Raw genomic sequence first — 14001 nt, forward strand, 5'->3', positions numbered from 1 at the left:
GGGATATGCCCGTGTCGCGAACAGGCATGTGATGACGCTATCGCTTGGCGCAAAATTCGCACAACGACGAGCGGTGGCACCGCGGTCGGAGACAGCCCCCATGGTGCAGCCCAGGCGAACCGACAATGACAATGAACTTCCTCAACCCCGTCACCACCCAGACCTGGACCAACGGCCGCCACCTGGTGCGCTGCGTCAAGGTGATCCAGGAGACCTGGGACGTGCGTACCTTCTGCTTCATGGCCGAGCAGCCGGTGATGTTCTTCTTCAAGCCGGGGCAGTTCGTGACCCTGGAGCTGGAGATCGACGGCGAGCAGGTGATGCGCTCCTACACCATCTCCAGCTCCCCCTCGGTGCCCTACAGCTTCTCCATCACCGTCAAGCGGATGCCCGGCGGCAAGGTCTCCAACTGGCTCCACGACAACCTCAAGGTCAACGACGAGCTGGCGGTGCATGGCCCGGTGGGCAACTTCAACTGCATCGACTACCCGGCGGAGAAGATCCTGATGCTCTCCGGCGGCGTCGGCGTGACCCCGCTGATGTCCATGGCGCGCTGGTTCTTCGATACCAACTCCCTGGTGGACATCGAGTTTATTCACAGTGCCCGCTCGCCCAAGGACATCATCTTCCACCGCGAGCTGGAGCACATCTTCTCGCGGATTCCCGAGTTCAAGCTGCATATCGTCTGCGAGCGCAGCGACGAGCTGGGCGAGGCCTGGGCCGGCTTCCGCGGCTACCTGAGCCAGGCCATGCTGGAGCTGATGGCCCCCGACTTCATGGAGCGGGAGATCTACTGCTGCGGCCCCACTCCCTATATGAACGCCGTCAAGAACCTGCTCAAGAACAACGGCTTCGACATGGCCCACTACCACGAGGAGTCCTTCGGGGAGACCCCGGCCGATGTGCAGGAGGAGGCCCTCGAGCATGCCGAGCAGGCCGAGGTGGAGGCCGAGGAAATGGATGTCGCCGAGATGCTCAGCGTGGAGTTTGCCTCCACCGGCAAGAGCGTGCGCATCCAGCCCGGCGAGACCGTGCATACCGCCGCCGCCAAGCTGGGGCTGCATATTCCCAAGGCCTGCGGTATGGGGATCTGTGGCACCTGCCGCGTCCCCCTGACCTCCGGCCAGGTGGACATGGAGCACAACGGCGGTATCACCGACGAAGACGTGGCCGAGGGCTATATCCTCTCCTGCTGCAGCAAGCCGCTGGGCGACGTGGTGGTCGATTACTGATCGCCCCCCGATGATCCGGAAAGCTCCCTACCACGAGGGTTGAACGAGCCCCATGCCGCCGAAGTGGCATGGGGCTTTTTGCAACCTGACTGACGAAGCCAAGACGAGGGCGAACGCCTCTGCTGCTGTTCTTGGCTTCCCAACCCGGCGCCGAAATCCAGGTCTCCTGGGCCCGGCACCGGATCGCAAGACCGTAATAACCACAACAAAGAGGTAAGTCATGATATCGAACCGCAGGAAATCCTTGCTGACCGCCCTGGCGCTGGGCACCGCCGCCCTGACGCCGCTGCACGCCCTGGCCGAGGCGCGGCCCGGGGAAGGCGTGAGCGTCACTCCCATCTTCCCGTCCATCGCCGAGGAGCACTTCCGCGGCCAGATCGCCATCATGGGGCTGGAGGAACTGGGCTACGCGGTGGAGGCGCCCCGGGAAACCGAATACGCCGGCATCCTCCTGGGCCTGGCCCATGGCGATGCGGATTTCACCGTGCATATGTGGGACAAGCTTCACGACGACTTCTACCAGCAGGTCGGCGGCGACGAGGCGCTGGTCAAGGCCGGCGATATGATCCCCGGGGTGCTACAGGGCTACCTGATCGATCGCGCCACCGCCGAGGCGTACGGCATCACCTCCCTGGAGGACCTGCGTGACCCGGAGATCGCCGCGCTCTTCGACGCCGATGGCGATGGCTGGGCCGACCTCACCGGCTGCGACCCCGGCTGGGGCTGCGAACAGGTGATCGATTATCACCTGCTCTCCTACGGCCTGGCGAATACCGTCAGCCATCACCGCGGTCCCTACTTCTCGCTGATGGACGACACCATCGCCCGCCACGAGCGAGGCGAGCCGATCCTCTACTACACCTGGGTGCCGCAGTGGATCTCCGGGGTGCTGGTACCGGGCGAGGACGTGGTCTGGCTGGAGGTACCGCATACCTCGCTGCCGGATGGCAACAACGACGTGGACACCCACTTCAACGGCCAGAACCTGGGCTTCGCGGTGGATACCATCCAGTCGCTGCTCAATCGTGACTTCGCCGAGCAGAACCCCGCCGCCCGCGAATTCCTCGCCCGGGTGCAGATCACCACCGAGGACGAGAGCGCCCAGAACCTGCGCATGCAGGAGGGCGAGGCCAGTCCCGAGGACATTCGGCGTCACGCCGCCGAATGGGTGGAGGAACACCGGGAGCAATTCGACGCCTGGCTCGATGAGGCCCGTGCCGCCTCCTGACCAGGGCTGGCCATCGCCTTGAGCCTTCGGTGAACCAAAAAGCCCCCTGTCGCGATGGCGGCAGGGGGCGTTGTCGTTGGTCACTGCCGATCGCCCGGGGGGAGGCGCCGAGGCCTGACGGCTCAGCCCGTCGGGCTGGCATTGTCCCGCTCTGCCCGGTCGAAGGCGGGGGCGAGGCGGACCACCACGGCCAGTGCGGCCAGTAGCACGCCTCCGGCGAGTAAAAAGGTCAGGGTAAAGCCGACTAGCTCTGCGATCATGCCGAGTACCAGGGGCGCCATCACCTGGGCGCCTCGATTGCCCATCAGGCGCATGCCCAGGGCGCTGGAACGCTGCTCGGCGGGTACGTGCTCTGCCAGGATCACCATCGATAACGGCTGGGAGAGGCCCGAGCCCAATCCCACCAGAACGGCCAGGATCGCCAGCAGCGCCACGTTGCCGGTGGTGCCGGTGAACATCAGTCCCAGGGACACGGCGGCCACCGAGGCGACCATGGTACGGGAGCGGCCTCCCATGACCTCGATGACCCGGGACATGATCGGGCGGATCAGCATGGCCGACAGGGCACGCAGGCTGACCAGGGCGCCGATCAGCGTGGCCGAGAAGGTCAGTTCCTCGAGATAGACCGGCAGGAAGGCGGCGTGGGCGCCGAGGGCGAACAGCACCGCCACGGTCACGGCAAGGGACATCTGGACGCCGCTGTTGTGGCGCAGCAGGCTGGCCTGGGCGCGATAGCCGAGCAGCGAGCGTGGGGTTCTGGGGGCGCGCCGGGTGTTATCGACGAGGAAGCAGGCGCTCACCAGGCCGATCACGGGAAGGCCGCCGATCGTGGCGAATACCCAGCTCATGCTCAGGGTGTCGATCATGTGTCCGGCCATCAGCGGACCGATCAACTGGCCGCCCGAGAGGCACATGGTGTACCAGCCGAAATAGCGTTCCAGGGTACGGCCCCGACCCAGCCCGGCGACGACCGACTGGGCGGCGATGACCATCACCACCTGGGCCAGTCCGACCACCACCTGGGTGGCGACCAGGCCGCCGAAGGTGGGCGACACCATGCTCAGCCAGGGGCCGAGCATCATGCCGCTGGCGCCGATGAAGAAAATCCGCTGTGGCCCCAGGCGAGTGACCACTCCGCCCAGTGGGATGGCGAACACCAGCGGCAGCAGGTAAGGCGCGGAAAGCACGAATCCGACCAGTGAGGGGCTGGCCCCCAGCTCCAGGGCTCGCAGCGGCACGGCGAGTAGCAGCATGGTCTGGGCGATAAAGACGCTGGTCAGCCCCAGGCACACCATGACCAGGTTGCGAAGCGCCCCAGGCGCTTGCTGCGACGCATTATCGTGGACGTCCTCTCTCATCCGCCTCCCATCTTTGCCTTCCTCCTTCCCGGTGACGCCATCGCTGCCATCGCATGACACCAAGGTAAGACTTTGGTCGTGATTATCGAGTGGTCTGCTCTGCTTCGGACTTTCCTGGGATCGCTCAGCCATGCCTGCGGGCTGCGACCTACAGGCCTATTGCCGGAGGGTATCCGAGAGATCCGACAATATAGCAGCAAACTGACGGCATGGCATTTTGTTGAATGCATTTGAATCCATATGCATACTTTGGGACACAGTCAGCCATGGCTGTGTCCTTTCTTACAAAAAATGTGGGATTCGCCTCGTCGATGCCACGCCGAAGCCAATAGAGGAGTCACAATCATGAACAACGCCAGCCTCACCCGCGGTAAGCCCATGCGTCGGGCCATGGTGCTACTTGCTGCCACCGGTTTGACCCTCGGTATGGTTGCGAAGAGCCAGGCGGAGGTTACGGGCTTCTATGAAGGCAAGACCCTCGAGGTGCTGATTCCGTGGGCCCCGGGTGGCGGTGCCGACCAGTGGGGACGCTATGTGGCGGCGACCCTCGGGCCCTATCTCGGGGAAAATGCCAGCGTACAGGCGGTCAATCGGCCTGGGGCGGGGGGAGTGCAGGGCTCCAACGAATTCCACCTGCGTACGCGAAGCGATGGCAGAACCGTGCTGCTGCAGAGTGCTGGCCAGGTCTTCGGCTACATGTATGGCTCGCAGGGGGTTCGCTACGATTTTCGTGACTACGAGCCGATCGTGGCCATGGCCCAGGGGGGCGCCGTCTATGCCCGCTCCGACCTGGGGGTGGAAACGCCCCAGGACCTCTGGGAGGTGGATGAGCTGATTTACGGCGAGGTATCCCCCCAGGCGATAGGTTCCATGGCCCTGGCCGCCTTCGTCCTGCTGGATCTTCCTCACCAGGTGGTCTTCGGATACGAGAGCCGAGGGCCGGCGCGCCTGGCCCTGGAGCAGGGCGAGACCAACCTCGATTTCCAGACCACCACGCCATACGTCGCCAGCGTGGTGCCGCTGATCGAAGAGGGGCTAGCGGTGCCGCTCTTCAGCTTGGGCATCTTCGATGCCAATGGCGAGCTGGTTCGCGATCCGGCGTTTCCTGAGCTTCCCACCGTGGCGGAAGTCTACGAGGAACGCTATGGCGAGACCCCTTCGGGCGTGGCCTGGGATGCCTATCGGGCGGTGCTCTCCGCGGGCACGATCAAGATGCTCTGGGCCAAGCCCGATGCGCCGCAAGCGTCCATCGAGGAGCTGCGAGGCGCCTTTCGACTGGCGTCACAGGACGAGGAATTCATGGCGGATTCCGTCACGGCGAATGGTCCCTATGACTGGCTGGTCGGCCAGGAGGCCTATCGCGCGATGAGTGCCAGTCTCGAGGTGTCCGAAGAAACCCTCGATTTCCTGCGCACGACCTTCAAGGCGCGCTATGGCGCCGACCTCTGAGTGTTGGTGATGAGCGCTATCGACTGCCACCTCGGTGTCTTTCCGTCTCTGAGAGGAGTAAGCCGTCTTGTTAACCGCTGCTTTTGACGCCTTGGCGTTGATTCTCGATCCTTCCCGATTGGTGTTCATGCTGCTGGGTGTGGGCGTGGGCCTGGTCGTGGGGGTGATTCCCGGTCTCGGCGGGGTAGTGGGGATGTCGTTGCTGCTGCCGTTTGTCTACGGCATGGATCCCCATGCGGCCATTGCCATGCTGATCGGCATGGCGGCGGTCATCGCCACCTCCGACACCTTCCCCAGCATATTGATCGGCGTGCCCGGTTCCGCCGGCTCCCAGGCCACGATTCTCGATGGCTACCCCATGGCTCAGCAGGGGCAGGCTGGGCGGGCGCTCAGCGCCGCCTTCAGCGCATCGCTTGTCGGAGGCTTGATCGGTGCCCTGGTGCTCTTCGCGATCCTGCCGATCGCCCGCCCGCTGGTGCTCGCCTTCCAGTCTCCCCACTTGTTCATGTTCACCGTGCTCGGCCTGTGCTTCGTGGGGCTGCTGTCCGGCAAATACCCGTTTCGCGGCATCCTGGCCACCCTGTTGGGCATGATGATCGCCATGCTCGGTTCGGCGCCGACCACGGTGACCTTCCGTTATGTGGGCGACAGCCTCTACCTCATGGATGGCATCCCCTTGGCGATTCTCGCCATGGGGCTCTTCGCGTTGCCTGAAATCCTCGATCTGCTGGCCGACAACCGTGCCGTCTCCCGGGTCAAGACGCTCTCCTCGGGCTGGAAGGAGGGGATCAAGGATACGGTCAGGAATCGCTGGCTGGTGCTACGGTCATCAGCCCTGGGGGTGACGATCGGGGCCATTCCTGGCTTGGGGGGCTCGGTGGTCGATTGGCTCTCCTATGGCCAGGCGGTACAGAGCGCCAAGGACAAGACGCGCTTCGGTCAGGGGGACGTGCGTGGGGTAATCGCCCCGGAAAGTTCCAACAATGCCAAGGAGGGGGGCTCGCTCATCCCGACGATGCTGTTTGGTATCCCCGGGAGTGGCACGACGGCGGTGCTGCTCGGTGGCTTGATCCTGCTGGGCATTCAGCCGGGGCCCTCGATGCTGACGAGCGAGCTCTCCATCACCCTGACCATCGTCTGGACCCTGGCCTTGGCCAATGTCTTCGGGGCGCTGGCCTGCTTCGCGTTGTCACGTCCCATCTCCCGCCTGAGCACCGTCCCGGCCAGCAAGTTCGCTCCCTTCCTGCTGGTCATCATGCTGGTCGGGGCCTATCAGAACACCCAGCAATGGGGGGATCTGATCGCCTTCGGCGTCATCGGGCTGATCGGCTGGCTGTTCAAGGCATATGACTGGCCACGGGCGCCGGTGCTGATCGGCTTCGTCCTGGCGCCCAGCATCGAGAGGTACCTGACCATCTCCTCGTCACGCTATGGGTGGTCCTGGCTGATGGATCCCCTCGTGATCTTGATCGGCATCATCGCCGTGGCCGTCCTGATCGCAGGCATCAGAGCCAAGCAGAAAGGCCTGGGAGGGGCGTCATGACCCAACGACTGAGAGAAGAACTCCTTTTCATCCTAGTTATCGCTGCGGCCATGGTCACCGCCCTGGCGCTATCGGCTGAGTTTCCCTTCATTGCCCGCCTGATGCCGCAGGTGGTGGCGATATCGGCACTCATCCTGCTGGCCGTCGAGCTGATCAACACCTGGCGCCGGCGAAGCGCGACGATGGCAGGTGGGCCGGTATGGGGCAGCAAGCTCAGGCGAACGGCTCCCTACTTCGCCTGGCTGGCCGCCCTCTATACGGGCATCGCCCTGGTCGGGATGCTGTCGGCGGCCTTGCTGTTCACCTTCCTCTTCGCCTGGCGGGTCGGAGGCATGCGCTGGTGGGTTGCGGCGCTGGGGGCGGCCGCCTTGATCGTGGCGCTGATGGGCTTCGGCGAGGCGTTCAACCTGCGTTGGCCCGAGGGCTTTTTTCTCGACCCCTATCGCTGAGCCGGGTGCCGGGGGAAGGCTTCGCCACGTTGCTTCGAGGCCTAGTCGTAGGCCTCGAAGAAGGCCTCCAGCCGCACCTTGTAGGCTTCGCGGATGTGGTGGCGAGCCAGGCTCTCGGCGCTTTCCGAATCGCGCCGCTCCAGGGCGTCGATGATGGCACCGTGCTCGCGGCGGGCGGTTTCGGCGCGACCCGGCTTGGAAAGGGTGCTGGGGCCCAGCAGCATCATCGACTCCTGTAGCGAGTGCAGCATCTTGAGCAGGTAGCGGTTGTGTGCACAGCGATACAGGGTGCCGTGGAACAGCTTGTTGTTCTTGACCAGATCCAGGGTCTCGGTGAGCTGGGCGTCACGCTCGTTAATCTCCCGTAGAAAGGCGATTTCTACTTCGGAAGCATGGCGCGCCGCCAGTCCGGCGGCGGTGCCTTCCAGCACCTCACGCATGGCATACAGCTCACTGACCATGCCGTGGTCGAGTTCGGTGATGATGGTGCCACGGCCGGGATCATTGGCGACCAGCCCCTCCAGTTGCAGACGATTGAGTGCCTCGCGAACCGGGGTGCGGCTCAGGCCCATGCGCTCGGCGAGGTCGACCTCGCGCACCCGGGTGCCGGGGGGCAGGGTGCCTTGCTTGATGGCATCGACGATATAGCGATATGCCTGCTCGCTGCGCGGTTCACCACGTTCATTAGTCGCCGGAGAGGTGGTCTTGCGTGCCTTGCGCTCTGCCATGGGCTTTAGGTCTCGGTTGTGGCTGTCGGTGGGTCTCATGGTAATCAACGAGACAGATCTTGTCATAGTGAGCTCTGTTGGATACATTTGTATCCACTTGGATTCAGTTGGGTGGTGCCCGCTGTGAGGATCACAACGAACTGAGGAAGCAACAACGATGCTGTCATCGACGGGAAAGCGGCTGAGCGAGGATGACCTGCGCAACCATGATGTGCTGGTCATCGGGGGCGGCAATGCGGCGCTCTGTGCCGCCCTGAGTGCGCGGGAGCGGGGGGCCCGCGTGCTGCTGCTGGAAAGCGCCCCGCGCAAGTGGCGGGGGGGCAACAGCAGTCATACCCGCAATCTGCGCTGCATGCACCGCGAGCCGACGGACGTGCTCAGCGATGCCTACCTGGAGGAGGAGTTTTTCGAGGATGTGTGGCGTGTCACGGGGGGACAGACCAACGAGGCGCTGGCCCGCCATGTGATCCGGGCCTCCGAGAGCTGCACGGAGTGGATGAAGGGGTATGGGGTGCGTTTCCAGCCCTCTCTGGGCGGTACCCTGCACCTCGGGCGCACCAATGCCTTCTTCCTGGGCGGAGGCAAGGCGCTGGTCAATACCTACTACCAGGCGGCGGAACGGCTGGGGGTCACCATCCTCTATGAGGCCGAGGCCGAGCGGTTGGTCTTCGATGGCAAGCGTTTCGATCACGCCCTGGTCAACATCAACGGCTCGCTGCGCCAGATCCGTGCCAAAGCGGTGGTGGTGGCCTCGGGGGGCTTCGAGTCCAACCAGGCGTGGCTCGAGGAGGCCTGGGGGGAGGTGTCACGCAACTTCCGGATCCGTGGCACCCGCTTCAACCAGGGCAAGATGCTGCGCTCGCTGATCGACAACGGCGCCAAGGTGATCGGTGATCCGACCCAGGGACATGCCGTGGCTATCGATGCCCGGGCGCCCAAGTACGATGGTGGAATCGTCACCCGGGTGGATTGTGTCTCCCTGGGCATCGTGGTCAATCGGGATGGCAAGCGATTCTACGACGAGGGTGAGGACTTCTGGCCCAAGCGCTATGCCATCTGGGGGCGCTTGATTGCCAAGCAGCCGGGGCAGGTGGGCTATTCGATCACCGATGCCAAGGCCCAGGGCCGTTTCATGCCATCGGTATTTCCACCCGAGCAGGCCGACACCCTCGAGGAGCTGGCGGTCAAGCTCGACCTGCCGGTGGAGACGCTGCTCGAGACCGTCGCCACCTTCAACGCCGCCGTCCAGCCCGGCACCTTCGACCATAGCGTGCTCGACGACTGCCGCACCCAGGGGGCTACGCCGGAAAAGACCCATTGGGCGCAGGCTATCGATCGACCGCCCTTCTACGGCTATCCGCTGCGTACCGGCATCACCTTCACCTACCTGGGCGGCGAAGTGGACGAGAAAGCACGATTGACGATGACGGATGGCAGTCAGGCCGACAACGTCTTCCTGGCCGGCGAGATCATGGCCGGCAACATTCTGGGGCAGGGCTATGTGGCGGGATTCGGCATGACCATCGGTACCGTATTTGGGCGAATTGCAGGAGAGGAGGCGGCACGCCATGCAGAAAATTGAGATTTACGATGCCTTGGTCGACGAGGCGCGCAACAACATGACCATCTGCAATGCCTGCCGCTATTGCGAAGGGTTCTGTCCGGTCTTTCCGGCCATGGAGCGGCGCCAGACCTTCAGTGAGGAAGACCTGAAGTACCTGGCGAACCTTTGCCACAACTGCGGTGAGTGCTACTACGCCTGCCAGTATGCGCCGCCCCATGAGTTCTCGGTCAACGTGCCCCAGTCCTTGGCCAAGCTGCGCGCCGAGTCCTATCGCCAGTATGCCTGGCCCGGGCCGCTGGCCAGGCTGTTCGATCGCAATGGCCTGATCGGTGCCCTGGCCCTGGCCTTCGGGGTGACGCTGCTGCTGTTCATTGCCATTGCCCTGAATGGCGGAGCCGCTCCCCTGGTCGGCGGCCAGCACGGCGGCGACTTCTATGCACTGTTGCCACACAACGTGATGGCCGTCACCTTCGGCTCCGTGGCGCTATTCGTGCTGCTGGCCCTGGTCATGGGGATGGCGCGTTTCTGGCGCGAGAGCGGGGAGCCGTTCGCCGCCCTGGGCGACCGCCAGAGCTGGAAGGAGGCGCTGCAGGAAACCTTTACCATGAAGCACCTGCACGGCCATGGCGAAGTGGGGTGCACCTACCCGGATGCCTACCACTCCCACTGGCGTCGTCGCTTTCATCACTTCACCTTCTACGGTTTCATGCTGGCCTTTGCCGCGACCCTGACCGGTACCCTCTATCACTACGTCTTCGGCTGGGCCGCACCCTATGACTTTCTCAGCCTGCCCAAGCTGCTGGGCACCCTGGGCGGAATCGGACTGATGATCGGGCCGGCCGGGCTGCTCTACCTCAAGCTGGTGCGTGACCGGAACACCGCCGATGTTCGCCAGATGGGCATGGATGTGGCCTTCATTGTCCTGCTGTGGCTCACCGGTACCACCGGGCTTGCGCTGATGCTGCTGCGCGAGACCTCGGCCATGGGCGTCATGCTGGTGGTTCACCTGGGCTGCGTCATGGCGCTGTTCCTGACCATGCCCTATGGCAAGTTCGTCCACGGCTTCTATCGCCTGCTGGCCGTCTATCGCAACGCCCTGGAGCGACGGCGCCACGGTGCCTGACGGCGAATGAACGACAGGGATGGGATCGCGGCCATTATGGGAGGGGACATGATCCGATGTCGTCTAGCAGGTGGATGGCGCCTCGTACCAAAGAACGAACCGCCGCTCGATGAGCGGCGGTTCGCTGGTGGAGGGCTTTCCGATGGCCCTCAGCCGAGCATCAGCCGAACAGCCAGGGATCGATGAGTCCGCTCGGGTAGGTCAGGGTCAGCAGTGTCGCCATGCCGGCCAGGAAGGCCGTCACCCCGGCCGACATGCCGAGGGCCAGCCAGGGCTTGAGGCGGGCGATGCCCAGCAGGAAGGCCAGGCAGAAAAGCGTCGCGGTGGTGATAAAGCCGAGCATCAGGATGGCGCCGACCAGGACGAAGAAACCCACCAGCCAAACGATCTGTTGACCCAGGGGTTGGCCTTGCCACGTTGGCCGATGAATCAGGCTGCGCAGGATTTCCAGTAGGCAGGCGATGCCCATGATCGCAAGGGCCAGGCGCGGCATCAGGCCTCCGAGCAGGGTGAGATCGCCGAGGCTGAACCAACCGAAGACGGCGGTTCCCAGCAGGGTGGTGAAGAGCACCAGATCGAGGGCACCCATGGTGACCGGGGGCTTGGCGTCTGCCGGGGCCGCTTCCTCGGTGGCCACCGTACGACGCTTGCGCCACAGCAGACGCAGCATGGGCAGGAACAGGGCGGCGAGGATCATGGCGCCGATGATCAGCACACCCGGGCGCAGGAAGGCATCGCTGCCCTGGAACTGCACGGCCTGATAGAAATAGGCCTCGGCACCGGGGGCCAGGACGAAACCGATCAGGAAGGCGGGACGTGACCAGCCGGCCTGCTTGAACAGGACGCCGAGGACCCCGATCGCACCGAGGGCCAGCAGGTCGCCCGGGGAGCGCGTGGCCTGGAAGGCCGCGAACATGATCAGCACCGTGATCAGGGGCGCCAGGATGACGAAGGGCACACGGGTCAGGCTGGCGACCGGTCGGGCCAGGCCCAGGCAGAGCGCCGCGCCGAGGATGTTGGCCAGGGCCAGTGACCAGATGATGGTGTAGGTCAGGTCGAGATTGGTCTCGATCATGCTGACACCGGGCTGCAGGCCGAGCAGCAGCAGGCCCCCGAGGAAGACGGCGGCGGTACCCGAGCCGGGCACGCCGAACAGCAGGGTGGGCACCATGGCGCCACAGGCGCAGGCGTTGTTGGCGGACTCCGGGGCGATCACGCCGCGGATGTCGCCCTGGCCGAACTCGGACTTGTCCTTGGCGCTCTGCACGGCATGACCATAGGTCATCCAGTCCACCACCGAGCCGGCCAGGCCGGGGATCGTGCCCAGCAGGCTGCCGATGCCCGCGCAGCGCGCGACCAGCCCACGATTCTTGCCGACATCCTGGATACCTTGCCGCCAGCCCGTGCCGAGCCGGGCGGACTCGCCGGCGATGGCGCCACGCTTGACCAGCAGATCGATGATCTCCGGGAGCGCGAAGATCCCCAGGCCGATGACCACCAGTGGCAGGCCATCGTAGAGGTAGTCGATGTCGAAGTTGAGACGGAACTCTCCCGTGGCGGGTGCCATGCCGATGGTACCGACCAGCAGGCCCAGGCCGCAGGCGGCGAGCCCTTTGAAGAGGTCGCGTCCGGAGAGCACCGCTACCATCGATAGCCCCAGCAGGGTCAGCATGAAGAGCTCTGAGGAAGAGAATGACAGTACCACTGGCCGGGCGACCAGGATAAAGCCCGTCAGCACGGCGGCGCCGATCAGGCCGCCGATCATCGAGGAGAGAAAGGCACTGGACAGGGCCCGTGCGGCCTGGCCGCGCTTGGCCAGGGAGAAGCCGTCGATGACGGTGGCCTGGGAAGCGCTGGAGCCGGGGATGCCCAGCAACACCGAGGCGAAGGTATCGCCGGTGGGAATCACGGCGACCAGGCCCATCAGCATGCCGAGGGCGACGCTTGGCTCCATGCCGTAGAGGAAGGGCAACAGCAGCGCCATCCCCGCGATGCCGCCAAGACCGGGAATGATCCCGACCACCAGGCCGACCAGTACGCCGAGGACCATGTAGAGCAAGTGATGCAGGGTAAACAGCTGCCCCAGACTGGAGAGAAGGATATCGAACATGGGGTGCGGCTCTCGCGTTATTCGGTGAGTTGAGCCCGGAAGTCTCGGCGCCTTACTACAGGAGCGATGCTTCCGGGCTCAGGTGTCAGATACGGGCGCCGTGCGTCGTTTCCAGCCAGTCCACGAGCCACTCGCGGGTCGCGTCATCCAGGGACATGGCGTCCTCGAGATGTTGCTGGACGGTATCGCCAACGATCGGGGGGTAGGGCCCTAGCTGGGCGTCGGCTTCCCGCTTGAACTCCTCGCTGTCGATAAAGCTGCGGGCCGCTTCCCGGTAAGTCTCGATGAGTGCCTCGGGGGCGTCACTGGGTACCATGATCAGCTTCTGAAGCGTAAAGCCCGAGGCGAAGAACTTCCGGAAGGCCTCATTGGCGGGGCCGCTGGGGGCTTCGCCATGGAGTTCCTGATAGACCTCGTAAAAGGTGGGCAGGTCGGGAAAGGCCGGGTCGCGTACGATCTCCCCCTCGTCATTCAGCAGGCCGAGCGAAAAGAGGGGGACGGCGCGGCCCGATTCCACCAGGGGTGCCACATTACTCAGATAGGCGGAAGTGGTCTGGAAATCGATGTCCGCTTCGCCGCGCTCGAAGGCCAGGCGGCCCTCGCCACGGCTGCGCAGGCCGGAGACGGCCTGAACCTCGACCCCCAGCATGTCCAGGGCGATCAGTACCGGCAGCTCGAGTCCGGTATGGCTCTGGGCCGCCAACATGACTGGCTGCTCCAGCAGGGCGGCCAGGGCGCTGTCGGCGTCGTCACTCAGGCCGGGTTGGGCATAGACGACCCCCCCGGTCGGGGTGGCCAGGATCGGTGTCCAGTCGGCGTAGTCGTAGCGTACCCGGCGATCGCCTAGCATGGCGGGATATTGGGTCGAAGCGGAGGTGCCCAGCCACTCGCTCCCGTCGGTCCGGGCACGCATGGCAAAGAGGTTGGCGCCATTGATGGAACCACCGCCCGGCACATTATCGATCATGATGGTCGGCTGGCCAGGAATATGCTCGCTGAGCCAGGGGGCGAAGAAGCGCGCCCAGACATCGGTGCCACCACCGACGCCGAAGGGAATGACCCACCTGATGCTCTCGGGGACGTCCACGTCCTGTGCCTGTACGGGGGCGGTGACTGTCAAACCGAGCCCGGCGATTGCCAAGCCGAGTGCGGCTGCCTTTTTCAGGCGATCGAGCGAAGTGCGAGATGTCGTGGTCTTGTGAATGGTCATGGCATGC

The 14001-nt window shown here is 64.5% G+C and carries 11 protein-coding genes; 7 read left to right on the plus strand and 4 right to left on the minus strand.

Features of this window, described 5'->3' with window-relative positions:
- Nucleotides 1-125 precede the first annotated feature (125 nt).
- Nucleotides 126-1232, plus strand: coding sequence for an FAD-binding oxidoreductase (locus ACZ5EF_RS03605; protein WP_346064263.1), 1107 nt, complete (start codon nucleotides 126-128; stop codon nucleotides 1230-1232).
- A gap of 220 nt (nucleotides 1233-1452) precedes the next feature.
- A complete protein-coding gene (proX, locus tag ACZ5EF_RS03610; RefSeq protein WP_346064264.1) occupies nucleotides 1453-2460 on the plus strand; it encodes a glycine betaine/L-proline ABC transporter substrate-binding protein ProX in 1008 nt (335 codons plus the stop codon).
- Nucleotides 2461-2582: 122 nt separating this feature from the next.
- On the opposite strand, the gene ACZ5EF_RS03615 is transcribed toward proX, so the two are convergent.
- Nucleotides 2583-3818, minus strand: coding sequence for an MFS transporter (locus ACZ5EF_RS03615; RefSeq protein WP_346064265.1), 1236 nt, complete (start codon nucleotides 3816-3818; stop codon nucleotides 2583-2585).
- 345 nt (nucleotides 3819-4163) lie between these two features.
- On the opposite strand from ACZ5EF_RS03615, the gene ACZ5EF_RS03620 reads away from it, so the two are divergent.
- The 3 genes from ACZ5EF_RS03620 to ACZ5EF_RS03630 all read left to right on the plus strand — a co-directional run bounded on the left by ACZ5EF_RS03620 (nucleotide 4164) and on the right by ACZ5EF_RS03630 (nucleotide 7259).
- Nucleotides 4164-5267: a Bug family tripartite tricarboxylate transporter substrate binding protein gene (locus ACZ5EF_RS03620; protein WP_346064266.1), complete on the plus strand. Its 1104-nt coding sequence runs from the start codon at nucleotides 4164-4166 to the stop codon at nucleotides 5265-5267.
- Between the two features lie 127 nt (nucleotides 5268-5394).
- Nucleotides 5395-6810, plus strand: a complete 1416-nt coding sequence (locus ACZ5EF_RS03625) for a tripartite tricarboxylate transporter permease (RefSeq protein ID WP_346064267.1) — start codon at nucleotides 5395-5397, stop codon at nucleotides 6808-6810.
- Entirely contained in the window at nucleotides 6807-7259 is a 453-nt protein-coding gene (locus ACZ5EF_RS03630) for a hypothetical protein (RefSeq protein ID WP_346064268.1), read from the plus strand. The genes ACZ5EF_RS03625 and ACZ5EF_RS03630 overlap by 4 nt, the downstream gene beginning before the upstream one ends.
- Before the next feature lie 41 nt (nucleotides 7260-7300).
- Here the strand turns inward: ACZ5EF_RS03630 and ACZ5EF_RS03635 are convergent, their stop codons facing one another.
- Nucleotides 7301-7987, minus strand: coding sequence for a GntR family transcriptional regulator (locus tag ACZ5EF_RS03635; RefSeq protein WP_346064269.1), 687 nt, complete (start codon nucleotides 7985-7987; stop codon nucleotides 7301-7303).
- Between the two features lie 157 nt (nucleotides 7988-8144).
- Here ACZ5EF_RS03635 and tcuA point away from each other — a divergent pair, with 157 nt between their 5' ends.
- Both tcuA and tcuB read left to right on the plus strand, forming a co-directional pair.
- The gene (gene tcuA, locus ACZ5EF_RS03640) at nucleotides 8145-9569 is read left to right on the plus strand and encodes an FAD-dependent tricarballylate dehydrogenase TcuA (RefSeq protein ID WP_346064270.1); all 1425 of its coding nucleotides are present in this window, start codon (nucleotides 8145-8147) and stop codon (nucleotides 9567-9569) included.
- Nucleotides 9556-10674: a tricarballylate utilization 4Fe-4S protein TcuB gene (tcuB, locus tag ACZ5EF_RS03645; RefSeq protein WP_346064271.1), complete on the plus strand. Its 1119-nt coding sequence runs from the start codon at nucleotides 9556-9558 to the stop codon at nucleotides 10672-10674. Before tcuA ends, tcuB begins: the two co-directional genes overlap by 14 nt.
- A gap of 160 nt (nucleotides 10675-10834) precedes the next feature.
- Here the strand turns inward: tcuB and ACZ5EF_RS03650 are convergent, their stop codons facing one another.
- Together ACZ5EF_RS03650 and ACZ5EF_RS03655 are read right to left on the minus strand one after the other, a co-directional pair.
- Nucleotides 10835-12784, minus strand: coding sequence for a tripartite tricarboxylate transporter permease (locus tag ACZ5EF_RS03650; protein WP_346064272.1), 1950 nt, complete (start codon nucleotides 12782-12784; stop codon nucleotides 10835-10837).
- A gap of 85 nt (nucleotides 12785-12869) precedes the next feature.
- A complete protein-coding gene (locus ACZ5EF_RS03655) occupies nucleotides 12870-13994 on the minus strand; it encodes a type 2 periplasmic-binding domain-containing protein (RefSeq protein ID WP_346064273.1) in 1125 nt (374 codons plus the stop codon).
- Between the last annotated feature and the right edge of the window lie 7 nt (nucleotides 13995-14001).

It is taken from the genome of Bisbaumannia salifodinae, assembly GCF_055388505.1.

Coding starts and splice junctions, on each gene's coding strand:
- ACZ5EF_RS03605 (WP_346064263.1), top strand. CDS start 126: ATGACAATGAACTTCCTCAACCCCGTCACCACCCAGACCTGGACCAAC.
- proX (WP_346064264.1), top strand. CDS start 1,453: ATGATATCGAACCGCAGGAAATCCTTGCTGACCGCCCTGGCGCTGGGC.
- ACZ5EF_RS03615 (WP_346064265.1), bottom strand. CDS start 3,818: ATGAGAGAGGACGTCCACGATAATGCGTCGCAGCAAGCGCCTGGGGCG.
- ACZ5EF_RS03620 (WP_346064266.1), top strand. CDS start 4,164: ATGAACAACGCCAGCCTCACCCGCGGTAAGCCCATGCGTCGGGCCATG.
- ACZ5EF_RS03625 (WP_346064267.1), top strand. CDS start 5,395: ATGCTGCTGGGTGTGGGCGTGGGCCTGGTCGTGGGGGTGATTCCCGGT.
- ACZ5EF_RS03630 (WP_346064268.1), top strand. CDS start 6,807: ATGACCCAACGACTGAGAGAAGAACTCCTTTTCATCCTAGTTATCGCT.
- ACZ5EF_RS03635 (WP_346064269.1), bottom strand. CDS start 7,987: ATGGCAGAGCGCAAGGCACGCAAGACCACCTCTCCGGCGACTAATGAA.
- tcuA (WP_346064270.1), top strand. CDS start 8,145: ATGCTGTCATCGACGGGAAAGCGGCTGAGCGAGGATGACCTGCGCAAC.
- tcuB (WP_346064271.1), top strand. CDS start 9,556: ATGCAGAAAATTGAGATTTACGATGCCTTGGTCGACGAGGCGCGCAAC.
- ACZ5EF_RS03650 (WP_346064272.1), bottom strand. CDS start 12,784: ATGTTCGATATCCTTCTCTCCAGTCTGGGGCAGCTGTTTACCCTGCAT.
- ACZ5EF_RS03655 (WP_346064273.1), bottom strand. CDS start 13,994: ATGACCATTCACAAGACCACGACATCTCGCACTTCGCTCGATCGCCTG.